The sequence below is a fragment of the Pantoea sp. A4 genome, from assembly GCF_000295955.2.
Lineage (GTDB): Bacteria > Pseudomonadota > Gammaproteobacteria > Enterobacterales > Enterobacteriaceae > Pantoea > Pantoea multigeneris.
Window position 1 is genome coordinate 14243 of the sequence record NZ_ALXE01000026.1, and the last position, 24580, is coordinate 38822.

The 24580-nt window shown below is 52.4% G+C and carries 21 protein-coding genes and 1 pseudogene; 8 read left to right on the forward strand and 14 right to left on the reverse strand.

All coding sequences use genetic code 11. The annotated features are described in order from the left end of the window. Nucleotides 1-26: 26 nt before the first annotated feature. The 7 genes from cysA to B880_RS0112210 form a co-directional block, all read right to left on the reverse strand. The gene (gene cysA / locus B880_RS0112180; protein WP_017347695.1) at nt 27-1115 is read right to left on the reverse strand and encodes a sulfate/thiosulfate ABC transporter ATP-binding protein CysA; all 1089 of its coding nucleotides are present in this window, start codon (nt 1113-1115) and stop codon (nt 27-29) included. After that, nucleotides 1105-1980, reverse strand: coding sequence for a sulfate/thiosulfate ABC transporter permease CysW (gene cysW, locus B880_RS0112185; protein WP_017347696.1), 876 nt, complete (start codon nt 1978-1980; stop codon nt 1105-1107). Before cysW ends, cysA begins: the two co-directional genes overlap by 11 nt. Beyond that, the gene (cysT, locus tag B880_RS0112190; protein WP_017347697.1) at nt 1980-2813 is read right to left on the reverse strand and encodes a sulfate/thiosulfate ABC transporter permease CysT; all 834 of its coding nucleotides are present in this window, start codon (nt 2811-2813) and stop codon (nt 1980-1982) included. The genes cysW and cysT overlap by 1 nt, the downstream gene beginning before the upstream one ends. Before the next feature lie 261 nt (nt 2814-3074). Then, nucleotides 3075-5792: a hypothetical protein gene (locus tag B880_RS25650; RefSeq protein WP_017347698.1), complete on the reverse strand. Its 2718-nt coding sequence runs from the start codon at nt 5790-5792 to the stop codon at nt 3075-3077. Nucleotides 5793-6062: 270 nt separating this feature from the next. Beyond that, nucleotides 6063-6686: an RpoE-regulated lipoprotein gene (locus tag B880_RS0112200; protein ID WP_017347699.1), complete on the reverse strand. Its 624-nt coding sequence runs from the start codon at nt 6684-6686 to the stop codon at nt 6063-6065. 54 nt (nt 6687-6740) lie between these two features. Beyond that, nucleotides 6741-7199, reverse strand: coding sequence for a DUF2919 domain-containing protein (locus tag B880_RS0112205; RefSeq protein ID WP_026042603.1), 459 nt, complete (start codon nt 7197-7199; stop codon nt 6741-6743). A 3-nt stretch (nt 7200-7202) separates the two neighbouring features. Further along, nucleotides 7203-7628 (reverse strand): GNAT family acetyltransferase, encoded by a 426-nt coding sequence (locus B880_RS0112210; RefSeq protein WP_017347701.1) that lies wholly within the window; start codon nt 7626-7628, stop codon nt 7203-7205. 211 nt (nt 7629-7839) lie between these two features. Here B880_RS0112210 and amiA point away from each other — a divergent pair, with 211 nt between their 5' ends. The 5 genes from amiA to ampH all read left to right on the forward strand — a co-directional run bounded on the left by amiA (nt 7840) and on the right by ampH (nt 14126). Then, nucleotides 7840-8721 carry an N-acetylmuramoyl-L-alanine amidase AmiA gene (gene amiA / locus B880_RS0112215; protein ID WP_017347702.1) on the forward strand — a complete coding sequence of 294 codons (882 nt, stop codon included), beginning with the start codon at nt 7840-7842 and terminating at the stop codon, nt 8719-8721. Nucleotides 8722-8750: 29 nt separating this feature from the next. Continuing rightward, nucleotides 8751-9671: an oxygen-dependent coproporphyrinogen oxidase gene (gene hemF / locus B880_RS0112220; protein WP_017347703.1), complete on the forward strand. Its 921-nt coding sequence runs from the start codon at nt 8751-8753 to the stop codon at nt 9669-9671. 119 nt (nt 9672-9790) lie between these two features. Continuing rightward, complete coding sequence (tal, locus tag B880_RS0112225; RefSeq protein ID WP_017347704.1) at nt 9791-10741, forward strand: transaldolase; 951 nt, start codon at nt 9791-9793, stop codon at nt 10739-10741. Nucleotides 10742-10811: 70 nt separating this feature from the next. Further along, on the forward strand, nt 10812-12821 hold the full coding sequence (gene tkt / locus B880_RS0112230; protein WP_017347705.1) for a transketolase: 2010 nt from the start codon (nt 10812-10814) through the stop codon (nt 12819-12821). A gap of 135 nt (nt 12822-12956) precedes the next feature. Continuing rightward, the gene (gene ampH / locus B880_RS0112235) at nt 12957-14126 is read left to right on the forward strand and encodes a D-alanyl-D-alanine-carboxypeptidase/endopeptidase AmpH (RefSeq protein WP_026042605.1); all 1170 of its coding nucleotides are present in this window, start codon (nt 12957-12959) and stop codon (nt 14124-14126) included. Here ampH and B880_RS0112240 read toward each other — a convergent pair. From B880_RS0112240 to ansP, 3 genes are all read right to left on the reverse strand, one after another. Continuing rightward, nucleotides 14120-15184 (reverse strand): DUF1176 domain-containing protein, encoded by a 1065-nt coding sequence (locus B880_RS0112240; protein ID WP_026042606.1) that lies wholly within the window; start codon nt 15182-15184, stop codon nt 14120-14122. The genes ampH and B880_RS0112240 overlap by 7 nt on opposite strands. A gap of 219 nt (nt 15185-15403) precedes the next feature. Further along, the gene (nudK, locus tag B880_RS0112245) at nt 15404-15982 is read right to left on the reverse strand and encodes a GDP-mannose pyrophosphatase NudK (RefSeq protein ID WP_017347709.1); all 579 of its coding nucleotides are present in this window, start codon (nt 15980-15982) and stop codon (nt 15404-15406) included. A 128-nt stretch (nt 15983-16110) separates the two neighbouring features. Then, a complete protein-coding gene (ansP, locus tag B880_RS0112250; protein ID WP_017347710.1) occupies nt 16111-17592 on the reverse strand; it encodes an L-asparagine permease in 1482 nt (493 codons plus the stop codon). 540 nt (nt 17593-18132) lie between these two features. On the opposite strand from ansP, the gene acrD reads away from it, so the two are divergent. Then, complete coding sequence (gene acrD, locus B880_RS0112255; RefSeq protein ID WP_017347711.1) at nt 18133-21249, forward strand: multidrug efflux RND transporter permease AcrD; 3117 nt, start codon at nt 18133-18135, stop codon at nt 21247-21249. Nucleotides 21250-21351: 102 nt separating this feature from the next. Here the strand turns inward: acrD and ypfM are convergent, their stop codons facing one another. Then, nucleotides 21352-21414 carry a protein YpfM gene (gene ypfM / locus B880_RS27370; RefSeq protein ID WP_139015967.1) on the reverse strand — a complete coding sequence of 21 codons (63 nt, stop codon included), beginning with the start codon at nt 21412-21414 and terminating at the stop codon, nt 21352-21354. A gap of 394 nt (nt 21415-21808) precedes the next feature. On the opposite strand from ypfM, the pseudogene B880_RS27375 reads away from it, so the two are divergent. Then, nucleotides 21809-21940: pseudogene (locus tag B880_RS27375) on the forward strand (type II toxin-antitoxin system RelE family toxin); the annotation flags it as partial. A 75-nt stretch (nt 21941-22015) separates the two neighbouring features. Then, nucleotides 22016-22381 carry a helix-turn-helix domain-containing protein gene (locus B880_RS0112260; protein WP_017347712.1) on the forward strand — a complete coding sequence of 122 codons (366 nt, stop codon included), beginning with the start codon at nt 22016-22018 and terminating at the stop codon, nt 22379-22381. A 334-nt stretch (nt 22382-22715) separates the two neighbouring features. On the opposite strand, the gene B880_RS0112265 is transcribed toward B880_RS0112260, so the two are convergent. From B880_RS0112265 to B880_RS0112275, 3 genes are all read right to left on the reverse strand, one after another. After that, complete coding sequence (locus B880_RS0112265; protein WP_017347713.1) at nt 22716-23120, reverse strand: hypothetical protein; 405 nt, start codon at nt 23118-23120, stop codon at nt 22716-22718. Nucleotides 23121-23247: 127 nt separating this feature from the next. Then, on the reverse strand, nt 23248-23565 hold the full coding sequence (locus tag B880_RS0112270) for a hypothetical protein (RefSeq protein WP_017347714.1): 318 nt from the start codon (nt 23563-23565) through the stop codon (nt 23248-23250). Between the two features lie 23 nt (nt 23566-23588). Then, the gene (locus B880_RS0112275; RefSeq protein ID WP_017347715.1) at nt 23589-24362 is read right to left on the reverse strand and encodes a hypothetical protein; all 774 of its coding nucleotides are present in this window, start codon (nt 24360-24362) and stop codon (nt 23589-23591) included. Nucleotides 24363-24580: the final 218 nt, after the last annotated feature.

Here is a 24580-nt window from a genome sequence, read left to right on the forward strand (position 1 = left end):
TTCCCGCCCGGAGTCCTGAAAAAATATCAGGCGCTTTCAGCAAACGCAACCGCACGCAGCGGCGTAGGTCCCTGATAGAGACGCGCCTGCTGCAAGCCAACAAACAGACGTTCGCCACGCAGTGGGGCCGCTCCGCCAATGCCATACACCAGCGCGAACTCATCCCCCTGCCAGCCAGTTGGCTGCACAATCAGTTGCCAGAAATGACCACGCGGGCTGACTTCAACCACCTGAACCGGCAATGGCGTTTCCAGGCTGCTCTGACGCGCGACATCCACTTCCCACGGACGCAGGAACAGATCAACCTCGCCCTGATGCGCAGGCGTGTAGCCCAACGGCCAGTGGTGTGCGCCAACATGGAACTGCGAACCCTGCACCGAGCCACTAAAGCGATTCACTTCGCCAAGGAATTCCAGCACAAAGCGGGTTGCCGGTTCACGCCACACCTCTTCCGGTGTGCCAACCTGTTCAATATTGCCCTGGCTCATGACCACGACCTGATCAGCAACTTCCATCGCCTCTTCCTGATCGTGGGTAACGAACACGCTGGTAAATTTAAGTTCTTCATGCAGCTGGCGCAACCAGCGGCGCAACTCTTTACGCACCTGCGCATCCAGTGCACCAAAAGGTTCATCCAACAGCAGGATTTGCGGTTCCACCGCCAACGCACGCGCCAGGGCCACACGCTGACGCTGTCCGCCGGAAAGCTGTGCAGGATAACGATTCGCCAGATGAGCCAGTTGCACCATCTCCAGCAGGCGCGTAACGCGTTTCTGAATTTCGGCTTTTGAAGGACGCTCACGACGTGGCAGCACCGTCAGACCAAAGGCGATGTTGTCGAACACCGTCATATGGCGGAACAACGCATAGTGCTGGAACACGAAACCGACCTGACGATCGCGCGCATGCAGCTGGCTGACGTCTTTACCGTTAAAATGAATATGCCCACTGTTCTGATGTTCCAGGCCAGCAATAATGCGCAACAGCGTGGTTTTTCCTGAACCGGAAGGGCCAAGCAGCGCCACCATCTGACCAGAAGGAATATCCAGAGAGATGTCCTTCAGGACCGGGGTACGGTCGAAGGATTTATTAATTTTACCGATCTCAATGCTCATTATTTTCCTCCTGCTGTGCGCGCTTCAGCTGTTGCTCAATACGCCATTGCAGCACGCTTTTCAGAATCAGTGTGACGATTGCCATCAGGGTGAGAAGCGCAGCGGCAGTAAAGGCACCTACCACGTTGTAGTCCTGATTAAGTAATTCAACCTGCAACGGCAGGGTATAGGTTTCACCGCGAATCGAGCCTGACACCACCGATACCGCACCAAATTCACCAATGGCGCGCGCGTTAGTCAGCACGATGCCGTACAACATCGCCCAGCGGATATTTGGCAAGGTGACGCGACGGAACATTTGCCAGCCGGAAGCCCCAAGCAGGATTGCCGCCTCATCTTCCGTGCTGCCCTGGCTTAACATCACCGGCACCAGCTCGCGTACCACAAACGGACAGGTCACAAACACGGTGGCCAGTACCATGCCCGGCCAGGCGAACATGATTTGAATATTGTGTGCATCCAGCCAGCTTCCGGCTGGGCCGTTGATCCCCCAGAACAGCAGGTACATCAACCCTGCGACCACCGGGGAAACCGCGAACGGAATATCAAACAGCGTCAGAAGCAGCTGACGCCCTGGGAATCTAAACCGGGTGACCAACCAGGCCAGCAGCGTGCCAAACACCAGGTTTACCGGCACGGTGATCAGCGCAATCATGATGGTTAGCCAGATCGCGCGCAGCATGTCGGCATTTTTCAGGTTGGTAAAAGCAACGCCAAAGCCCTGCTGCAACGCTTCCCAGAAAATGTAAATCATCGGAACCACCAGCAGCAGCAGCGAAAGCAGCGCGCCGATGCCGATCAGTACCCATTTAGTCCAGTTAACCCGCTGCCTTACGCGCGGGTTGAATTGGGTAATTTCCGCCATTAATGACCTCCGATACGACGGCCATAACGGCTCTGAAGCGTGTTGATGACAAACAGCAGCAGCAGCGAAGCCGCGAGGATCACCGAAGCGATAGCACTGGCCGCTGGGTAATCAAACTCCTGCAATTTGACAAAGATCATCAGCGAGGTGACTTCCGTCTTCCACGCAATGTTGCCGGCAATAAAGATCACCGCGCCAAACTCACCGAGACTGCGGGTGAAGGAAAGCGCAGTGCCCGCCAGCAGTGCCGGTGCCACTTCTGGCAGCACTACGCGGCGGAAGCTCTGCCACGGGGTCGCGCCGAGCGTTTGCGCAGCCTCTTCATACTCTGGCCCCAGCTCTTCCAGGACTGGCTGCACCGTACGCACCACGAAAGGTACGCTGGTAAATGCCATCGCCAGGGTGATACCGAGCCAGGTAAAGGTGACTTTGATATCCAGCGGTGCCAACCATTGACCATACCAGCCGTTAAGTGAGAACAGGCTTGCCAGGGTCAAACCCGCCACGGCGGTAGGCAGCGCAAACGGCAAGTCCATCAATCCATCCAGCAGAATACGGCCAGGGAAACGATAGCGAGTCAGGATCCATGCCATAAGCATGCCGAAAAACGCGTTAAACACGGAAGCCACACCCGCCGACAGCAGCGTGACTTTGTAAGCGGCCACCAACTGCGGATTGGTTATCACCGCCCAGTATTCGGAGAACGTCATGTGTGAGAGCTGTAACAGCAACGCACTGATAGGCAACAGCAGGATCAGGCAGGTAAACAGCAGGCTGGTGCCAAGGCTGAGGCCAAATCCAGGCAATACGCGTTTATGACTGGCTGCAAACATTAACCGCACTCCGCCGCTACAAGGTGACTATCGGGTTGGGCCCGTAAGAATTGGATTTGCGCCACCGTAATCTCCGCAACAAAAGTGGTCTTATGCATGTCGCTCAGTTTATTTATAACCCGCCACAAACCTGTAGCGGTTTTATATATCGATTACTGATTTCAAAGTCTAAAAAAGCATAAGCGGGCGGGGAAGTTTATGCGGTAAACGGGAATCAGGAGGCGGTGCCATCGGGCCGGACCGACCTGTTATCTTGCGGGTTTAGCGAGAGTGCTCCCAGGAGTGCATCGACCCCATCTGAATCTGGTTACTGGGGCCAAACAGCGCGTTGTCATAGTTGCGAATCCAGGCAACCCACTGTGGGGAAGTGATGCCGCGCTGGCTAAGGTGGAAGATAATGTCCAGCGATGCTTTGAAACGCAAATAATCGGGATTACGGCGAAAAAACAGATCGCTCAGCGTGGTGGGTCCCCAGGTTCGCGACACGTTGCTCATATAAATTTTCATCGCCTGCTTCATATCCTTTGTATAGGGGGTTTTAGGCGATATGCGCGGCCGGTTGCGATAGATATCCGGGTTTAACTGCCAGCGGAGATACCCGGTTTCCAGTATCTCTTGTAGCAACTGGCTGCCAGCATGTGCGCCAAAAAAATTGCTGTTGATCGCGCCATCCATAGATAACGTCTCAAGGCTGACTATCGCCGAGGGCAGTATATTGTCAGGTGCGGTGCGCATAATATTGAAAAAAAACCCAGGTTTTAGCCGATCATCGATATCCAGATAACATCCTCCTTTGCTGTTTAAAAGCCAGAAACGATAGATATCGGTAGCGGCGGCGCGATTGGCATCTTTACCGGCGATCAGTGGCTTAAATACCTGATGATATTTTGACTTACGGAAACGTTGAAACTCTGGACTGATGCGCATATCAATCATGTTTGCCGCCGGAAAATGCCGCTTCGCCTGCTGTATCACATCGTTAGCGCTCTCCTCGGGCAGAACATGTAGATTGAATGTAAACCTGTTGGTTTCCGCCATACGAGCATTGGCATTAATAGTGGTTTTCTGTGCGATCAGCTTATCAATCGAGCCAATCCATATTTGCTCAATATTACGAGGCACAACACGTGCCTGCGGCTCAGCACTGACACCCGTGACATCAGGCAATTCTGGCCAGCGATCAATCTTGAACAGCTTCATCGAAATGCTCCGCTGTTTCTCATTTGCTGGCACAGGAATCGCTGTTTTCTCCATCCTTTGGGTGTCCTGATTAAATGCCAGATAATCACCCGTACTCATCTCGAACCAGCTGTATTTTTCTGGATCGAACATCAGCGCGGACCAGCGACCATTGATCCATGCCGCAAATGGCGATTTCATTACGCTGGATTCGGGGATAGATTTTTCTACCACGCCCAGTAACAGAGGATGGCTGAAGTCAATTTTCACGCTGCGTGAGGGGAGAGGTATTTCACTGATTCCTGTTCCGGGAATGATATTACTCTGTTGAGTTTGCCCTGCTTTCATGGCTACAGGATTTTCAGAAGGGATATTTTCGCCCGCATCGCTAAAATGAAGCTCCTGGCGCGACTGGCTGAACTTCCATTCAAAGGCTTCGGTTGTTGCCCCCTCGATGCCCTGCGCCGTTTCGGCTACCAGTTGCAGACCCGCAATAATTGCCCCGGCGTTACCGCCAATTCTGTCGGTGGCCATCATACCGAACAGCCCATTATGGGCACCAAAAACGATACCGCCCAAATTGCCGATCACTGGCAAGAATCCAAAGGTGTTATCCCAAAACTCACTAGCTGCTTTCCAGCGCTGTGCCGTATCGCTGAATACGCTGGTCTGATCATTCCATAACAGGTTTTTTTTATTCATCGCACTGAAATGTGTGGCTACGGGATTATTGCTGCTATCCAGACTGCCATACTTGAGTTGGTAGTCACTGGCCCTGGCCGCGGCGTAGTTGAATACCTCTCTTATCGGGATTGCGCGATCGCTGAAGAAATTGTTGTAGCCTTCCAGCGTCACTTTGCGTCCGGCGATCAGGTCATCCAGCACCTTACCCGCTGCCGGCCAGTGTGCATCCATCCCACCCTGTCGATCGCGGGCATTTAAACTTTGCAGCAGGTCGTTTCGGTTAAGTTTCGCCCAACCGGCAAAAGCGGTATCACCGCGAATTTCGCTGAGGGTGCCACGGCGTAAGTTCAGCATCACGCCCTGGTTGGGACGCTGCTGATAATTTCCCTGGTAGGGTTTATAGGGAATAAACGCATAACCGCTAAAAGGGTAACCGTAGAGATTGGGAATAATGACCTGTCCGTCACGTTCCTGCGTGCGCGTGATTGCGCGCTGCGCCTTTTGACTCAGACTTTTCTGCCACTGCGGTGAAGATTGCAGGCTGGACAGTATAGCCCGTACAGCGCTGGCATCTGCTTGCCCCGAGCGTTTCGCAAATTCTCCATTTCCCGCCTGCATTAAGCGCATGATGTCCGTTTGCCAGTCTTGCCGTAGCCTGTGCCCTAAGGACTTCAGTTGCGTAATGCGCGGGCCATCCTGCGCGTTGATATGCATAAAGCGAAAGTTAACGATGCCGCCCGATGCCGGCGTGTCATGATCCAGCTTTCCTGCCGCAATTTCCCAGGCGAGATAGGTTTGATTGGTGGAACCGGTCAGCCGCTCAGCAATCCCCCCTTTCCCCACCATACTGCTGAATTTTACGGTAAATTTTTCATGGGGATCGAGTCGGGCCGCCAGTAATCCTGCACTAAAAAAACCCGCTGCCGACATAAAAGGCAGCAGTGATAAAAAATCCACGTTCCTCTGTGCCTGGCTGCCTTTTTCAATCTGCATCATGTTGCTAAACACGCGCGTACCGAAATCCCCGGCGCGTTGCAGGCGGTCTGGCAGCGTTAAATTGTCCTGCGGGGCCAATACCCGATCGTCGGCAAAAATAATTTGCGTCTGCTTACTCATCCCGGTGAATCCGCGAGCCGTGAGTTTTTCAGCCCATCCCGTTAAGGAGTTGGTAGACGGCTCTGTACTGCGCATTAATGGGAAGGATGTGGAAGATAGCAGCGTATGTGAGGGAAAAACTGGAGTAGATAGCGGCAAAAGTCACCTCTCATTAACCAACCGGTGAAGACGGTAATGCCCATGCAAATGGGCATTGCCTGTTCTAAATGTCGGTTAATAGGTGACTCGCTTGAGTCAATTGTTCCGCCACAACAGCGGATATCTTCGAGTTTAGCGCTGCCAGACGATTTTACTGATGGTCCAGTTTTTCAGCGTGTCATCCGCAGGCATCAGCCCTTCAGGCCCATGCCACTCGCCGCTGTAAACGTAGCGGAGATGCTGACTGCCCGGCACTTTACACTCGACGGCGGTAGATGAACTGCTGCTGTCACTGGCTAACTCACATTGACCAAACGCTTTGCTAAAGGTATCGCTGAAGCGATCGCCCACTTTACGGCCATCAGTGCTGGCAATATCGGCATCCAGCACCTCAATCCGATCAACCTGGGTTGTGCCATACACCACCAGTTTGACTTTGCCATCATCCAGCGCCTGCCAGAAGTTGATCACCTCACCGTTGTGACCGCGCATCCCCTGGCGTAGCTGATAGTCGCCGTTAAGACCGCTGTTGATCGCCGCCTGATCCATTGACGTCGAGCCATTCAGCCCGCCAACGCCCTGGTCGCTGACCTTGAGCGAACTGCCAAACCAGTGCCACGGCAAGGCAGCAGACCAGTGATAGCTCAGTGGGTTCCACCAGCTCACGCCTTCTTGTGCACCAGATGCACTACCCGAACTGGCACAACCGGATAACACCAATGCCATCACCAGCATCGAGGATCGAACTGCTTTCATGCAAACTCCTTGAAAAATTCAGACTGCCCTTTGAGTCCTGTCAGGGCAAAAAGTTTATTCATCGTGATGGTCTGGCGGTAAAAAACAGTCGCGCAGGCGCGGGCTGCGCCATAGCCACCACAAGCAGAGGAGGTCAAACAGGGTAAACAGGAGCGGTAAAGGAGACGCGAGTCCCACCTGCTGCATCTGCCATGCCTGGCTGACACTCGCCAGTAACAGGGCCACAATCAGGACACTGCGCCAGCACTGCCACACGCGCGGCCAGCGTTGACGATACCCAGTCAGTAGCAGCGCCGCTAAGGCAGGAATGCCCAATACCAGACCCAGCCAAAATGCCTGCGGGTCAGGGTAGAACAGCGACAGCAAGGCATCACCCTGCTGACGAGAAGCGCCAGCCATGATGAATATCAGCCAGGTTCGCGCCTGTAATAACAGCACCAGCCAGAATAACAGCGGTAATCTTAACTGACCGCGCAGGTCATATTCGTCGGGATGATATTTAAGCTGCACGATTAATTAATATTCACGATCTTCAATCAGACGCTTACCGAAAGCCACTGAAGTCTCTTCTTCGTAATCGAGTTTTTCATAAAACGCGATCACCTGATCGTTTTCCGCTCTGACCATTAAATTGATTTTCGGGCAGCCGCGCGCAATTAATTTCTTCTCAAGGCGATTCATCAGCGCATTGGCAAATCCGCGCCCGCGATAACCCGGGTGCACGCCAAGGTAATAAGCGGAGCCACGGTGGCCGTCATAACCGCCCATTAACGTACCCACCACTTCACCGCCAATTTCCACCACAAGGAATAAGTCCGGGTCGTGCCGCATCTTCCGTTCAATATCCATCTCTGGATCGTTCCAGGGACGTAACAAATCGCAACGCTCCCAGAGGGTTATCACCTCTTCAAAATCTTCCTGGCGGAAAGCACGTATTTCCATTTGTTATCACCCGTATTAGCCGCAATTCGCTGATTATTACGTATTTAGCCGCCAGCGCAACCCTGCATCCGCCCGATTGCGGCAAAAAAAATCGTGACCGCGAATCAGGTCGCTGAAATACCAGGTAAAAAACTGAAATGATTAGGCTGTCGCACGATGGCAGACGTTACGATATAACGATCTGAATATAATGACTCAGAGATCCCCTTGCATGAAAAATATCTCACTGCTTAAGCGCCTGGTCCATCGTCGCCAACTGCTGCTTTCAGGACTGGCATTGGCGATTCTGTCCCCCCGCGCGACCCTGGCTCATGAAGAGCAGGTTGATTTAAAAGTCTCCTCAGGGGGCAATAAACCGAAAGCGATTTCCCATGATGCGCCGCCACGTAATAAAACCCGACTGGTGATGATTGATCCTGGTCACGGGGGTATTGATCCCGGGGCGTTGGGTGAAGAGGGTTCTGAAGAAAAACACATCGTGCTGGATATTGCCAATAACGTCCGCCAGCAGTTGTCAGAGCATCCACATATTGAAGTGCGACTCACGCGCGATAGCGACCACTTTATTCCGCTTTACCAGCGCGTAGAGATTGCACATCAGCACGGTGCCGATCTCTTTATGTCCATCCACGCCGATGGCTATACCAGCCCGGATGCACACGGTGCTTCCGTTTTCGCGCTCTCCAATCGCGGAGCCAGTAGTGCGATGGCACGTTATATGTCGAATAAAGAGAACTCGGCGGATGACGTTGGCGGCGCGGCGGTGAAAGATAAAGACAACTATCTCCAGCAGGTCTTGTTCGATCTGGTGCAGACCGACACCATTAAAAACAGCCTGATTTTGGGTGAGCACGTGGTGAAACAGATTCGCCCGGTGCACCATCTGCACAGCCAGAACACCGAACAGGCAGCCTTTGCGGTGCTGAAATCCCCTTCTATTCCTTCGGTGCTGGTGGAAACCTCTTTTATCACCAATCCCGAGGAAGAGCGGCTGCTCCGCACCCCGGAGTTTCGTACCAAAATTGCCTCAGCGATTGTCAGCGGTATCGTAAATTATTTTGATGAGTATGATCGCAACGCACGTCGGGTATAATTGCGCGACATTTTCTGACAGAGAACGCGATGAGCACTCCCGATATTTCCCGCGTAAAAGCTTTCCTGCTGCAGCTGCAGGATGATATATGCCACAGCCTGGCGGCCGCTGATGGTGCCGCTGGCTTTGCTGAAGATGCCTGGCAGCGTCCGGGTGGCGGCGGTGGTCGTAGTCGCGTACTGCGTGACGGCGGCGTGTTTGAACAAGCTGGCGTCAATTTCTCCCACGTCCACGGCGACCAGATGCCCGCTTCCGCAACGGCCCATCGCCCGGAACTGGCTGGACGCAGCTTTGAAGCCATGGGCGTGTCACTGGTGGTGCATCCCCACAGCCCCTATGTCCCCACCAGCCACGCTAACGTCCGCTTCTTTATTGCTGAAAAGCCGGGTGCAGACCCGGTGTGGTGGTTCGGCGGTGGCTTCGACTTAACGCCCTACTACGGCTTTGAAGAAGATGCGCTGCACTGGCACCAGACCGCCGCTGACCTGTGTGACCCGTTTGGGGCCGACGTCTATGCGCGCTATAAAAAATGGTGTGATGACTACTTCTATCTGAAACATCGTGATGAGCAGCGCGGCATTGGTGGTCTGTTCTATGACGATCTCAATACGCCGGATTTCGACACCTGCTTCAACTTTATGCAAAGCGTTGGCAATGGCTATCTCAACGCCTATCTCCCGATTGTTGAACGCCGTAAAGCCCTGAGCTGGGGCGAGCGTGAACGCCAGTTCCAGCTGTATCGTCGCGGCCGCTACGTTGAATTCAACCTGGTGTGGGATCGCGGTACGCTGTTTGGCTTACAGACCGGTGGCCGCACCGAATCTATCCTGATGTCGATGCCGCCACTGGTACGCTGGGAATATGATTACCAGCCGGAAGAAAACTCCCCAGAAGCCGCGCTGTACCGGGATTTCCTGCCGGTGCGTGACTGGCTCAAGCGCGAAGGCTGAGCGTAAACCCCACCGCACTACGCACAGATTGCCACAGCCTCGCCTGCGGCAATCTGCATCACTGCTATCCTTAAAGATGCTGAAAAAGTTTCGCAGGCTTATCAAGGAGCGCAGTAAAAATGAATCAGTTAGATGCCCTAAAACAGTTCACCACCGTGGTTGCTGACAGCGGTGATATTGAATCTATTCGTCACTACCATCCTGAAGACGCTACCACCAACCCCTCGCTAATCCTGAAAGCAGCCGGACTTGACGCCTACAAGCACCTGATTGATGACGCCATCAACTATGCGAAAAAGCAGGGTGGCAGCAAAGAGACCCAGATCATCAATGCCAGCGATAAAGTCGCCATCAACTTAGGTATGGAGATCCTGAAAAGTGTCCCAGGGCGTGTTTCGACCGAAGTAGACGCCAGGCTCTCCTTCGATCGTGGCATGTGCGTGACCAAAGCAGAAAAGCTGGTCCGCCTGTATGAAGAGAATGGGATTGATCGCTCACGTATCCTGATCAAACTGGCCTCAACCTGGGAAGGGATTCGCGCCGCCGAAGAGCTGGAGAAAAATGGTATCCACTGCAACCTGACGCTGCTGTTCTCTTTTGCCCAGGCACGTGCCTGCGCCGAAGCGGGCGTCTTCCTGATCTCGCCCTTTGTTGGCCGCATTTACGATTATTACAACAGCCGCAAACCCATTGAGCCCTATGTGGCGGATGAAGACCCTGGCGTGAAATCGGTACGCCGCATCTATGATTACTACAAAAAACACCGCTACAGCACGGTGATCATGGGGGCCAGCTTCCGCAAAGTTGAGCAGATCCAGGCACTGGCGGGCTGCGATCGCCTGACGATTTCCCCGGCGCTGCTGGAGGAGTTAGCCAATAACACCTCGCCACTGGAACGCAAGCTGGAACCTTCCACCGAAGGTTTCCATCAGCCCTCTCCGCTCTCGGAAGCGGAGTTCCGTTGGGAACACAACCAGGACCCGATGGCGGTAGAGAAACTGTCTGACGGGATTCGCCAGTTCGCCGTCGACCAGCAGAAGCTGGAAGACGTGCTCTCTGCCCGTCTCTGAGCCTGTTGCACCATTCTCCGGGTAGGTGAACGCCTGCCCGTCTGTGTTTCGTTAATAAGGAATCATCACTATGTCTTCACGCAGAGAGTTGGCAAACGCGATCCGTGCGCTGAGCATGGACGCAGTGCAAAAAGCAAATTCAGGTCACCCCGGTATGCCGATGGGCATGGCCGATATTGCCGAAGTGCTGTGGCGCGACTTCCTGAAACATAACCCAGAAAACCCTGCCTGGGCGGATCGCGATCGCTTTATCCTCTCCAACGGCCACGGCTCGATGTTGCTGTATAGCTTGCTGCATCTCACTGGCTACGATCTGCCCATGGAAGAGCTACGCAACTTCCGCCAGCTACACTCCAAAACCCCCGGCCACCCGGAACTGGGCTATACCCCTGGTGTAGAGACCACCACCGGCCCATTGGGGCAGGGGCTGGCGAACGCGGTGGGGATGGCGATTGCAGAACGCACGCTGGCGGCACAGTTTAACCGCCCCGATCACGAGGTGGTTGATCACTATACCTATGTGTTTATGGGCGATGGCTGCCTGATGGAGGGCATTTCACACGAAGTCAGTTCGCTGGCCGGCACTTTAGGGCTGGGTAAACTGATCGGCTTTTACGATCACAACGGTATCTCCATCGATGGTGAGACCGACGGTTGGTTTACCGACGACACCCACACGCGCTTTGAAGCTTATAACTGGCATGTCATCGGCGACAAAGTAGGCATTGACGGTCACGATCCGGTCGCCATCAAAAAGGCCATTGAAGAGGCGCAGGCGGTAAAAGACAAGCCGTCGCTTATCATCTGCAAAACGATTATTGGTTTTGGTTCGCCCAATAAAGCCGGTAAAGAGGAGTCGCACGGTGCCGCGCTGGGTGAAGCCGAGGTGGCGTTGGCACGTAAGGAGCTGGGCTGGAATTCGCCTCCGTTTGAAATCCCGAAAGCGATTTATCAGCAGTGGGACGCTAAAGAGGCCGGTAAGCAGCGCGAAAAAAGCTGGAATGAAAAGTTTGCTGCCTACCAGCAGGCTTATCCTGAACTGGCCGCCGAGTTCAGCCGTCGATTAGCAGGCGAATTCCCGCAGAACTGGCAGGCTGAAACCGACAAATTTATCCAGCAGTTACAGGCTAACCCGCAGAACATTGCCAGCCGCAAAGCGTCACAAAATACGCTGGAAGTGGTGGGTAAACTGTTGCCAGAACTACTGGGCGGCTCAGCGGATTTGGCCCCAAGCAACCTCACCATCTGGTCGGGATCGAAATCGATCAAAGACGATCTGGCGGGTAACTATATCCACTATGGCGTGCGTGAATTTGGCATGACGGCGATTGGTAACGGCATCGCCCATCACGGCGGATTTATCCCTTATACCGCCACCTTCCTGATGTTCACGGAATATGCCCGTAACGCGGTGCGAATGGCGGCATTAATGAAAGCCCGCCAGGTACTGGTGTATACCCATGACTCCATCGGCCTTGGGGAAGACGGCCCGACGCACCAGCCAGTGGAACAGTTGGCAGCACTGCGCCTGACGCCCAACATGAGCGTGTGGCGTCCTTGCGATCAGGTGGAAACCGCTGTGGCGTGGAAAGCCGCGGTCGAACGCCACCATGGCCCAACGGCGCTGATCTTGTCGCGGCAGAATCTGGCACAGCCGGAACGCACAGAGGAACAGGTGAAAAATATCGCACGCGGCGGATACGTACTAAAAGGGAGCGATGACACACCAGAGGTGATTTTGATTGCCACCGGATCGGAAGTGGAAATCACGCTGGCGGCAGCAGAGAAGCTGACGGCGAACGGCCACAAAGTACGCGTCGTTTCCTTGCCAAGTACCGATGAATTCGACAAGCAGGATACGGCCTACCGTGAATCGGTGCTGCCTTCAACGGTGCGCGCCCGTGTCGCGGTCGAGGCCAGCATTGCTGACTACTGGCTGAAGTATGTCGGTCTGGATGGGAAAGTGGTGGGTATGACCACCTTTGGTGAATCCGCCCCGGCGGGTAAATTGTTCCCGGAATTTGGCTTTACGGTGGAAAACATCGTCAGTCATGCCGAATCGCTGTTAAAACCGCATTAAACCTCGCCGCCCCCGATTCGTCGGGGGCGTCACGATCACAGCCTGAAACAGAAAAAAACCCCTCCCGCCCCCTTCCCGCCTGGCTCAAACTGATTACTATAGGTTTTTCCGATTTTTACTGCGGGCCTGTCATCGTTGAAAAAGAACACTCCCTGGCTACTGACGCTGCTGGCAGCGCTGTTACCCCTGAAAAGCATGGCGCAGCCTGCGTCTGACCCGTTACTGGCTTCACAACTTGTTGACCGTTATGCCGAACACATTTTCTACGGCAGTGGCGCTACCGGCATGGCGCTGGTGGCGATTGATGGCAATCAACGCGTGTTTACCAGCTTTGGCGATACCCGTCCCGGGAATAACATTCGCCCACAAAAAGATTCGCTGATCCGCATCGCCTCCCTGAGCAAACTGATGACCAGCGAAGTGATGGTGAAAATGGCAGAACGCGGTCAGCTGCGCCTCGACGATCCGCTGAGCAAGTATGCGCCATCGGGCGCACGCGTCCCCTCTTACGCCGGGCAAACCATTCGCCTGATTAACCTTGCCACCCATACTGCTGCGCTGCCGCGTGAGCAGCCAGGCGGCGCACCACATCGTCCGGTCTTTGTCTGGCCAACCCACAGCCAGCGCTGGCAGTGGCTGGAACATGCGCAGTTAAAATATGCGCCGGGGGTGAATGCCTCTTACTCCAACCTGGGATTTGACCTGCTGGGCGATGCGCTGGCGAAAGCGGGCGGGAAACCGTATCCCACGCTGTTGCAGGACCTGGTTACGCGCCCGCTCGGGATGAAGGACACCACATTTACACCTTCGCCAGAACAGTGCAGTCGTCTGATGGTGGCTGAGAAAGGGGCTAGCCCTTGTGACAACACCCTCGCCGCCATTGGCAGCGGTGGCGTTTACTCCACGCCAGATGATATGGGCCGCTGGATGCAGCAGTTCCTCAACTCGGCGGTGCATCATCGCACACCTCAGATCGATCGCTTGCAGACCCTGATCTATCGCCGCGATCAGCTCACTAAGGTTGAAGGGATGGATGTGCCGGGCAAAGCCGATGCGCTGGGTATGGGCTGGGTCTATATGGGGCCGCGTGACGGGCGTCCGGGCATCATTGAGAAAACCGGTGGCGGTGGCGGCTTTATTACCTATATCGCCATGGTGCCGCAATACAACGTTGGGGTGTTTGTGGTGGTGACACGCTCACCACTCAGTCGCTTCACGCCGATGAGCGATGGCGTTAACAACCTGCTGACCGAACTGGTGGGTAACCAGAACGGCTCGCCAATCTCCGTCCAGCCTATTCAATAAGGCTGTGCAGGCTGGCTTACCCACAGGGTAGGCCAGTCGTCACTGCTGTGCCAGGCATCGCATATCGGTTCTGCTGCGTACTCTGCGAGGGTAAAACCGTTGCCGGTATACTGCCAGCGCGTGGCCACACCACAATCCCCCAATCCGCGTCCTTTGCTAAAGGTATACAGCTGTCCTCGGTTGGCATCGAATTCTGCATTCATCAGCTCAAGCTGACGATCCTGTTGCCCACTGGGGGTAAACGGTAAGGTGAACGTCAGACTGCGCGCCGCATAAGGCCGGGTGCGCGACACTTCATACGCCAGATTGACGAGGTTATAGGCTCCACGTTCACAGCCAATCAGGATCAGCGCTTTGCTGTCGCTGAGCGGGGCTACGCTGATCTCGCGCTGTAGCGGCTCCAGCGAACAGGATTCGGTGTTAATACGCAAGCTGGCAAAGTCCAGCAGGCCATTCACCTCATCGTGACTGAGCGCAGTGGGCGCGCCAGGCCAGGCAGGCAGCGTCGGTCGAGCGGGTTCTTCTGGCAGGTCAGACATTGGCTTTGATCCTGAACGTACCCAAGCCGAAGCACCGTCCACCCGCCCTTGCTGCTCGTCCATCAGCAACAGGGCCGCTTTTAAGCCACTTAAGGGGACTTGTGCGCGCTGGCTCCAGGTTAACTGGATAGCGCCAGCATCCATCACCTGGTCGAGAAACTCATTGATCGCAATTGGATCACTGGTGGTCAGATGGTGAGGTTCCACCTGCCAGTGTTTAAAGTCAGGCCGTAATCGCCGCTGGTCGAGCAGTAAATTATCCTGTAACGGCTCCGCTTTCACTGCACCGCTGTAGGCACTACCGTAATCAATGCGTAGCTGAGGCCGATCGTCTGCGCCTGCATGGCGTGTCAACGTCATGACCAGCCCGCTGTCACCGGGAAAACTTCGCGCAACACAATATGACTGGTTATCACAGCTGATCTGCCAGTCTGAAAAGGCCTTTTGTAGTGGCTCAGCCTGCGCCCAGCTACTGAATAGCAGACACAGTGGCAGCAGCGATTTCATCCGATTCGACATAAGGTTTCGATCCCTGAGCTGTGGACAAAGTAGCCGTGTGACAGAGCCAGGCTCTGATAGCACCGAGTGGATTAATTGTAGGCAAAACAGAGGCAAGCCGCTTAATCGCGCACAAGGATTATGATCGCCGTGGCGAGAAAAGGGCTCAATCAGATTTATCGGAGTGTGACCGCACATGGCTTCAGGAGTACCGTTTCAACCTGAAGCCAGCGCGTAGAATCAGAGGTGCAGCCAACCCGCCAGTTGCGCGTGTTGCAGCAACATAATGGTTTTACCATCGCAGATGCGACCACTTTTCACCATGGCCATCGCTTCAGGGAAGCTCAGTTCCAGCACATCAATATCTTCATCATCAACGCCGCCACCGACATTATCGCGCTGTGATTCATGATATTCCGCGGCAAAGAAGTGCAGGATTTCCGTCACGCCACCGGGTGACATATAGGCTGAAAACAGCTTTTGCACTTCACCCACCACGTAGCCCGTCTCTTCTACGGCTTCTTTACGGATACACTCTTCCGGCGAATCATCATCCAGCAGGCCCGCGCAGGCTTCAATCAACATCCCGTCGGTGTTGCCGTTGACCCACGTGGCAACGCGGAACTGACGAATCAGCACAACGCTGTTTTTTTCCCGGTTATACAACAGAATGGTTGCGCCATTGCCGCGATCGTAGACTTCGCGCTTATGTTGGACCACTTCCCCTTTGCTGGTGGTGATCTCGTAAACGTAGTTACGCAGGACGAACCAGTTATCGGACAGTAGCTTATTTTTGATCAGGTTAATCTTTAACGACATGGGTCCCCCAATGGCAACATGGAGTCTGCCATCATAGGGGCTAGAGGGGCGGAAAACTATCTGAATTACCCAGCCGCAGGCAATAAAAAGCCAGCCCTGAGGCTGGCTCTTTTCGTGCAATCTCGCGATTACTTTTGTTCTGTGTGCCCGTCATGGGCGTGCAGATGATCGTGCTCGGTCATCGCGACTTCGTTAACGCGCTTACGGACACCAAACCAACCAGCCACCAGAATCACCGCCAGCAGCGGAATAGACGCAATGGTGTAAGTCCCGTTAGGGTAATCGAACGCCATCAGCACCAACACCGCCAGCAGGAACAGTAAAGTCAGCCATGAGGTGAACGGCGCCCAAGGCATCTTGAAGCTGACATCGTCGGCTTTGCCTTCTTTGATCGCTTTACGCAGGCGCATCTGGCACACCACGATAAAGCCCCAGGAAGCAATAATACCCAGTGAAGCGATGTTCAGAACAATTTCAAATACCTGCGAAGGCACCAGGTAGTTCAGGAACACACCCACGATATAGACGCAGATGGTGGCCAGAATACCGGCGAAAGGCACCTGTTGACGGCTCATTTTGGACATGAACTTCGGTGCAGAGCCACCCATCGACATCGAGCGTAAAATACGTCCGGTGGAGTAGAGGCCAGAGTTCAGGCTGGAGAGCGCCGCACTCAGTACCACGATGTTCATGATGCTGCCCACATAAGGGACACCCAACTTCGAGAAGAAGGTAACAAACGGGCTCTGACCTGCCTGATAAGCATTCCACGGCAGCAGCAGTACCAGCAGCACCACAGAACCGACATAGAACAGGCCGATACGCCAGATCACGCTGTTGATGGCTTTTGGCAGCATCGTCTGCGGATCTTTAGCTTCCCCTGCGGCAGTCCCCACCAGCTCGATAGAGGCAAAGGCGAATACCACACCCTGGACTAATACCAGCGCAGGCAGCAAGCCGTGCGGGAAGAAGCCGCCGTTATCGGTAATCAGGTGGAAGCCGGTAGTATTTCCATCCAGCGGCTTACCGCTGCCGAGGAAAACAGTACCGACAATCAGGAACACCACAATGGCCAACACTTTAATCAGTGCGAACCAGAACTCCATCTCGGCGAACCACTTCACGCCGATCATGTTCATGGTGCCGACAATGGCTAACGCGCCGAGGGCAAACACCCACTGCGGTACATCGCCAAACGCGCCCCAGTAGTGCATATAAAGCGCTACTGCGGTGATATCAACAATCCCGGTCATTGCCCAGTTGACGAAATACATCCATCCGGCAACGTAAGCCGCTTTTTCCCCAAGAAACTCACGCGCATAGGAAACGAAGTTTCCGCTGGTTGGGCGGTGCAGAACCAGTTCCCCTAACGCACGCAGGATAAAGAACGAGAAGATCCCGCACACCAGATAAACCAGAGCCAGTGCTGGACCTGCCATTTGCAGACGAGCGCCTGCACCAAGGAACAGACCCGTACCGATAGCACCGCCAATGGCGATCATCTGTACCTGACGGTTCCCCATCGCTTTGTGGTAGCCGGAGTCATGAGAATTCAGCCAGCGTCTTTTTGCAGCGCGAAGTTCGGCTGCTGTTTTTGTAGTAGATTTCATAGCTTTCCTGTTTGTCCTGACCATCGTGCACGGCAAACCAATCGTTTGCGTTCCACCGTGAGAAATGGAGTGTCTTTACCGCGTGCCGCTGCATGAAAATGCATTACTTTCTGCGGGAAATCACGGCGAAGAATCCTACCTGTTCTGCGTGAATGAAGCAAAATATACTGGCTGACTGTACGGCATCTTTTGCAATAATCCGTTGCGGTGCACAAAAACGGTGCATAAAAAGCGGCTTTGCACGATCTTAATCGCAAAAACCCAGCGGAATATGCTAATAAAAAACCCCGGACTCGAACATCAAAGCTCCCCTCAACTACAGCATTTTCTGTTGTTTATCGCCAAAGGCACACTTTTTCCGTGCCCTCTTTGACCTCACTTACATTTTCTTCATATTTTCTCCACGTTTTCCTAATTTACCCCACGTAGAGTAGGTCGTTACGGCTGATTCTGGGCTCTGAAGCCAGGCTGTTTCCCGCGTCAGCTGACCGGGATCTGCACCATAATAAAAACTGAATGCGACTGAGGAGTGTGGTCTCGATGTCAAATTTTTTCATCGACCGTCCCATTTTTGCCTGGGTTCTGGCGATTTTACTGTCGTTTGGTGGCGCGCTAGCCATCATCGAACTGCCTGTTGAGCAATACCCCGATCTCGCCCCTCCCAACGTGCGTATTACCGCAAACTATCCTGGGGCATCCGCCGAAACGCTGGAAAATACCGTCACTCAGGTTATCGAACAGAACATGACGGGCATCGATAACCTGATGTATATGTCCTCTAACAGCAGCAATACCGGCCAGGCGCAGATCACCCTGACGTTTACCGCCGGAACTAACCCTGATGAAGCGCGCCAGCAGGTACAGAACCAGCTACAGTCGGCGCTGCGTAAACTGCCACAGGCGGTCCAGTCGCAAGGGGTTACGGTCAATAAAACCGGTGACAGTAATATCTTGATGCTGGCGTTTGTCTCTATCGATGGAAGTATGGACAAACAGGATATTGCCGATTATGTCGCCAGTAACATTCAGGACCCCCTTAGCCGTATCGATGGCGTAGGTGAAGTGGATGCTTACGGTTCACAGTACGCGATGCGCATCTGGCTCGATCCCAACAAACTGAATGCTTATTCACTTACGACCGATGATGTAGTCAGTGCCATCGAAGCGCAAAATGCGCAGGTCGCCGTGGGCCAGGTCGGTGGTCTGCCTTCGGTGGAGAAGCAGGCGTTGAATGCCACCGTGAACGCCCAGTCGATGTTGAACACGCCAGAGCAGTTCAAAGCCATCACGCTGAAAACCAATACCGATGGTTCCGTTGTGACCCTGGGCCAGGTCGCCGATGTCGCCCTTGGCGCAGAAAAGTATGACTACCTTAGCCGCTACAATGGGCAAGCTGCGTCTGGCCTCGGCATTAAACTTGCCTCCGGCGCGAATGAAATGAATACCGATAAGCTGGTGCGGGCTCGCGTCGAAGAGCTATCACACTATTTCCCACACGGGCTGCAAGCCAAAATCGCCTACGAAACCACGCCGTTTGTGAAGGCCTCGATCACCGATGTGGTGAAAACCCTGCTGGAAGCCATCGTGCTGGTGTTCGGTGTGATGTATCTGTTTATGCAGAACTTCCGCGCCACGCTGATCCCGACCATCGCCGTTCCAGTGGTGTTACTCGGCACCTTTGCTGTGCTGTACGCGTTTGACTTCAGTATTAATACCCTGACGATGTTTGCCATGGTGCTGGCGATTGGCCTGCTGGTGGATGATGCGATTGTGGTGGTCGAGAACGTCGAGCGCATCATGAGTGAAGAGGGATTATCGCCACGTGCCGCAACGCGAAAATCCATGGGGCAGATTCAGGGCGCGCTGGTGGGCATTGCGCTGGTGCTGTCAGCGGTATTTGTGCCGATGGCATTTTTCGGCGGCACCGTGGGTGCCATTTACCGCCAGTTTTCTATTACTATCGTCTCCGCCATGGTGCTGTCGGTGCTGGTGGCGATGATTCTTACCCCGGCGCTCTGTGCCACCCTGCTCAAGCCGATCGCCCAGGGTGAACATCATGAACGGCGCGGCTTTTTTGGCTGGTTTAACCGCCACTTCAATCGCAACGCCAATCGCTATGAGCGCGGCGTAGCACGTATTCTCCATCGCGGCGGGCGCTGGCTGGTGCTGTATCTGGGCATCATCGGCATCATGGCCTTTATGTTCTATCACCTGCCAACGTCATTCCTGCCGGAAGAAGATCGCGGCGTCTTTCTGACCCAGGTACAGCTACCCGCCGGTTCGACCTTACAACAGACCACCAAAGTGGTGGAACGTGTCGAGCAGTACTACATGACCGCAGAGAAGGATAACGTCCTGTCGGTGTTCTCCACCATCGGGGCCGGTCCTGGCGGTAACGGACAAAACGTGGCGCGCCTGTTTATTCGACTGAAGAACTGGGAAGATCGCCCCGGTAGCGATCGCACCTCATTTGCCATTATCGAACGCGCGACCAAAGCGTTTAAAAAGATACAAGAAGGCCGGGTCATTGCCAGCAGTCCACCCGCTATTACCGGTATGGGCAGCTCTTCCGGCTTTGACTTCGAATTGCAGGATCATGGCGGCATTGGTCACACCCAACTGATGGCAATGCGCGATTTGCTGCTGGCTGAAGCGGACAAAAATCCGGCCCTGACCCGCGTACGTCACAACGGACTGGATGACAGCCCACAGCTGCAAATCGATGTCGATCAGCGCAAGGCTCAGGCGCTAGGGGTTTCGATGGATACCATCAACGATACCCTGACAACCGCATGGGGCTCGACCTACGTCAATGACTTCCTCGATCGGGGCCGAGTGAAAAAAGTCTATGTGCAGGCTGCCCCCGAGTTCCGCATGTTGCCGGACGACGTGAATAAATGGTACGTGCGCAACAGCAGCGGCACCATGGTGCCTTTCTCTGCCTTTGCGACCAGCCGCTGGGAAACCGGATCACCGCGCCTTGAACGTTATAATGGCTACTCTTCACTGGAAATTGTCGGTGAAGCCGCGCCCGGCATCAGTAGCGGTACCGCAATGGATGTGATGGAAAAACTGGTGAGCCAGTTGCCGATGGGTGTGGGCTTCCAGTGGACCGGCGCTTCCTACCAGGAGCGGCTTTCCGGATCGCAGGCCCCGGCGCTGTATGCCGTTTCGCTGCTGGTGGTGTTCTTGTGTCTCGCCGCGCTGTATGAGAGCTGGTCTATTCCGTTCTCGGTGATGCTGGTGGTGCCGCTGGGCATTATTGGTGCGCTGGTGGCGACCTGGGCGCGTGGGCTGGAGAACGACGTCTATTTCCAGGTGGGGCTACTTACTGTTATCGGCCTGTCGGCGAAGAATGCCATTCTGATCGTGGAGTTTGCCAATGAGATCAACAGCAAAGGGGGCGAGCTGCTGGCATCCACGCTGGAAGCCTCGCGCCAGCGCTTAAGGCCCATTCTGATGACCTCTCTGGCCTTTATCTTCGGCGTCCTGCCGATGGCGATCAGCAGCGGCGCGGGTTCTGGCAGCCAGCACGCGGTAGGGACTGGCGTTATGGGTGGGATGATCTCGGCGACAATACTGGCGATTTTCTTTGTACCGCTGTTCTTTGTGCTGGTACGTCGCCGCTTCCCGCTGCGCGAAAAACCACTGGATTAGACACCGCAGAAACAACAAAGGCAGCCATGATTAGTGGCTGCCTTTATGTTTTCGGACAGAATTACAGCAAGAGGGGAATCGCCCTGCTTTTCTTGATGCGTATTACTTGTTACGTAACATCGCTTCAATAAATTCTTTCCAGTTCCCCATTTCGGTGTCAATCATACTACCCTCTCTTATTGTAGGGCCAATTCTACGCCCCTTTATGCGCGGGGTGAATACGTTTACACCATTTATCGCTATAGGTTTGACCGATTATCGCTGCCATTTTGCACAAATTGCTGGCTGACGCACATTTCAGCAAGCGACTCATCTACAACAACAATGTCCCCGTTCGCACTTTCCCCTTGCTTTCTGCCAACGCTTATCAGGCTCATGTTTTGTCCGCTACTGATACCCCGCGTGACTGTAACCGCTTTCGGCTTACAGGTGTGCGCTGTGGATGGTAATGCCAAAAGCTCTCTGGCTCGTCGGGCACTCAATGATTAGAAAATCCTGATTGAGGAGATTAGTTTTTCACCCTAAAACCTAATCATTCCTCGCGGGATATGTTCTTTTAAAGCTACAGGGAAGCGATAGCCAGTTCAGGTTACGCGTAGGAGACTACAGAGTACTCTTCGAGTTGATAGACGGTAAGCCGGTAGTACTTGAAATCAAGGAAGTTGCACGTAGAACATCGAGTACTTATTAATCTAAGCGGGGGCATTCTCCCGCTTCATTGCGCACCCATTACATTAACTGCGACTCCTGGACACTCGGATACACTATGTCAAAACAGTACATTTACGATGAGGCCGGTAAGCCACAGTTTGTAGTGCTTGCTATTGCCGATTATGAAAAACTGCTCGCAGATGCGGATAGCGGATGGGAAAGTATACCTATTGAAGCCGGTGATGATGATGACGAAACCATACCGCATGAGGTAGTTGGAATCATGGTTGATCAAGATGTCAGTCTTCAGGCTGCATGGCGTATACACCGTGGCTTTAGCCAATACGATGTCGCTGCACAGCTAGGAATGACGCAAAGTGCCATCTCCCAACTTGAACGCATTGAGAGCAAGCCACAAAAGAAAACCCGTGAACGCCTCGCGAAGCTCTATGATTGCCGACCAGAACAGCTGATTTTTTAAAGTTGAAAGCCACTTTTTACGGTGGCTTTCAATTTTAAAATCATGAATTATCATCCTTAGCCCAATTGGTCAAAAAAGCGTTTTCTTCTCAGTGTAAATGCTCCGCCTATTTGCAAATTTTCTTATACATTTCTATTTTAATGAATGCACTCTATGCTGCTTAATCGTAACCCCATAGAGTGGGTAACGTTTAAATATTTAACTTGCTTATTTATTGATATAATAAGCATATGTTTTCGTGAAAACTTACGATTATTTTTTAAGAGTGATGTTTGTCCGTTGATTATACAGTTCAATTGATTACGAAAAAATCCTAATCACATTTAGGAAAATGTTATGCTGGCGTACATTTATACTGATTTCTAACTACTACTGGTTGCCCCTGAAACTTAACACGCTGGTAATGATACATTGTTGTTTGATTTACTATCACTATTAAATTCGCACTATCACGAAATATCCCATCTTTCACTTTACTTAAAGTATTTTGTATGAATTTTTTATTTTTATAGTACTCAAGCACTATATGATCACCACGACTATATGATCTTAATACTGTATCTGTTTTGACTGTTCGCATCACAATATTCGCTTGCATATTAGGGTACTTGCTGACACCATCCTCAGTAAAGTTATAAACAGCAGTGTTTTCATAACAAAATAAATCGGCCCGGACTATACCAGAGAATGACAATCCCACTAAAAATATTGCATACATCATCACTTTCATCACTTTCATCACTATTCCTCCACCTTCCGTATAATTTATATCACCTGACACAAACAAAATATTACAACCACTCCCAGCAATGAGTAATTATAAATCAGGGCAATGAGTAAGCATTACCCTAATTTTGAACTACTCACTATAAGTTATTTTCTTTAAACAGCTGATCTAAGTTCAATGTTAAATTCTTTTTATTCAACTCTTTTTCAATACATTCCCAACGCTTACGCTCAGCATCCTTAAGATTCACTACAGCTTTTTTTGCGTCAGTTTCACTCATACTACCGACATTGGACTTAAATTGATAATCAAGATCATCATATTTTTGATGCTCTGATTTACATACTCCAGAGATAGCTTTAGTTACAAGTTTACTATCTTTATGCGGATTATATGTTTTGTATGCTGCGAAAGTTGAAGTACTGAAAAATAAACCTAAAATTAATAATTTTTTCATTTAAAATCCCATCAGTTTATAATTTAATAAAACCCATAATCTAAAAGATCACCTGTGTCCGCATTAAAAATGCAATAATATTCTATATTTTGCGTTGCTCCGAATCCATTCTGAGCTGTGGCTTTATCACCAGAAATTCTAACTATATGCTTCGCTTCATCCTGCCATCCCGTTCTATCAAACTTTGATTCCGTTATGCCATCAGTCCACTCAAATTTATACTTTGCCAATTTTGGTATTTTCGTAGAACAGAGGTACTCAGCATTTTCATGATGTGTATAGTAGCAATATGCATTTTTGTTGCATTGAGCTTCATCCTCTTTATTTTTTCGTTCCTTTTCTGCGGCAATAGAAGCATCCTTAGCCGCCTTATCAGCCTCTTTAACTCGTTGCTCGTCTACAAATTTGGCATAATCGGCAACGTTAGTAATATTATTTTCACGAGCAATAGAAAACTCTTTACCGTCTTTAAATCCAAGTTTTTGCGCTCTGGCTCCATCGCTTGAAGATCGGGCAGCACTTGCCACGAATGCGAGCACAATGATCAGCACAGGAACCGTATAATTATTAAGGAGTTTATAGGGTAAATACTTAGATTTCAGTGTTCCAAATGCCAGCACTGACCAGCCTATCGCTGTAATACATGCCAATAGTTGGCACAATCCAGCGACTGTAAGCATCACTACCGACCAAACCCCCGTACCGATTGCGAAAAAATCACCAAATTTCTCTATTGACGCAAGGAATAAAAACACACCCCAAATGCCATAAATTCCTATTTTTAAGTATTTACTCACCGCAATTATCCTTTAAGACTTTTCCAAGTCGAAGATTCATTCCATTTGTACTATCGGCAATAATTCGTTTATCTTTAGGATAACTTCCTTAAAAAGGCCCTCCAAAGCCCATAGATTATCAGTTGTACCAATCTCATCGTTTTGTCGCTCCTGTTCGCTTTTTTTAGGCCAAAAGTACGGACTTAAGGCCATCTGTGTTCCCGTGCCTAAGCGTAAAA

What these genes read in the sequence shown, in the direction of transcription:
- B880_RS0112240 (WP_026042606.1), bottom strand. Translation starts at nt 15,184, where the DNA reads ATGTCGAATCGGATGAAATCGCTGCTGCCACTGTGTCTGCTATTCAGT.
- B880_RS0112210 (WP_017347701.1), bottom strand. Translation starts at nt 7,628, where the DNA reads ATGGAAATACGTGCTTTCCGCCAGGAAGATTTTGAAGAGGTGATAACC.
- B880_RS25650 (WP_017347698.1), bottom strand. Translation starts at nt 5,792, where the DNA reads ATGAGTAAGCAGACGCAAATTATTTTTGCCGACGATCGGGTATTGGCC.
- B880_RS0112260 (WP_017347712.1), top strand. Translation starts at nt 22,016, where the DNA reads ATGTCAAAACAGTACATTTACGATGAGGCCGGTAAGCCACAGTTTGTA.
- acrD (WP_017347711.1), top strand. Translation starts at nt 18,133, where the DNA reads ATGTCAAATTTTTTCATCGACCGTCCCATTTTTGCCTGGGTTCTGGCG.
- B880_RS0112265 (WP_017347713.1), bottom strand. Translation starts at nt 23,120, where the DNA reads ATGAAAGTGATGAAAGTGATGATGTATGCAATATTTTTAGTGGGATTG.
- hemF (WP_017347703.1), top strand. Translation starts at nt 8,751, where the DNA reads ATGAGCACTCCCGATATTTCCCGCGTAAAAGCTTTCCTGCTGCAGCTG.
- B880_RS0112200 (WP_017347699.1), bottom strand. Translation starts at nt 6,686, where the DNA reads ATGAAAGCAGTTCGATCCTCGATGCTGGTGATGGCATTGGTGTTATCC.
- cysT (WP_017347697.1), bottom strand. Translation starts at nt 2,813, where the DNA reads ATGTTTGCAGCCAGTCATAAACGCGTATTGCCTGGATTTGGCCTCAGC.
- nudK (WP_017347709.1), bottom strand. Translation starts at nt 15,982, where the DNA reads ATGTCGTTAAAGATTAACCTGATCAAAAATAAGCTACTGTCCGATAAC.
- tkt (WP_017347705.1), top strand. Translation starts at nt 10,812, where the DNA reads ATGTCTTCACGCAGAGAGTTGGCAAACGCGATCCGTGCGCTGAGCATG.
- amiA (WP_017347702.1), top strand. Translation starts at nt 7,840, where the DNA reads ATGAAAAATATCTCACTGCTTAAGCGCCTGGTCCATCGTCGCCAACTG.
- ansP (WP_017347710.1), bottom strand. Translation starts at nt 17,592, where the DNA reads ATGAAATCTACTACAAAAACAGCAGCCGAACTTCGCGCTGCAAAAAGA.
- cysA (WP_017347695.1), bottom strand. Translation starts at nt 1,115, where the DNA reads ATGAGCATTGAGATCGGTAAAATTAATAAATCCTTCGACCGTACCCCG.
- tal (WP_017347704.1), top strand. Translation starts at nt 9,791, where the DNA reads ATGAATCAGTTAGATGCCCTAAAACAGTTCACCACCGTGGTTGCTGAC.
- B880_RS0112270 (WP_017347714.1), bottom strand. Translation starts at nt 23,565, where the DNA reads ATGAAAAAATTATTAATTTTAGGTTTATTTTTCAGTACTTCAACTTTC.
- cysW (WP_017347696.1), bottom strand. Translation starts at nt 1,980, where the DNA reads ATGGCGGAAATTACCCAATTCAACCCGCGCGTAAGGCAGCGGGTTAAC.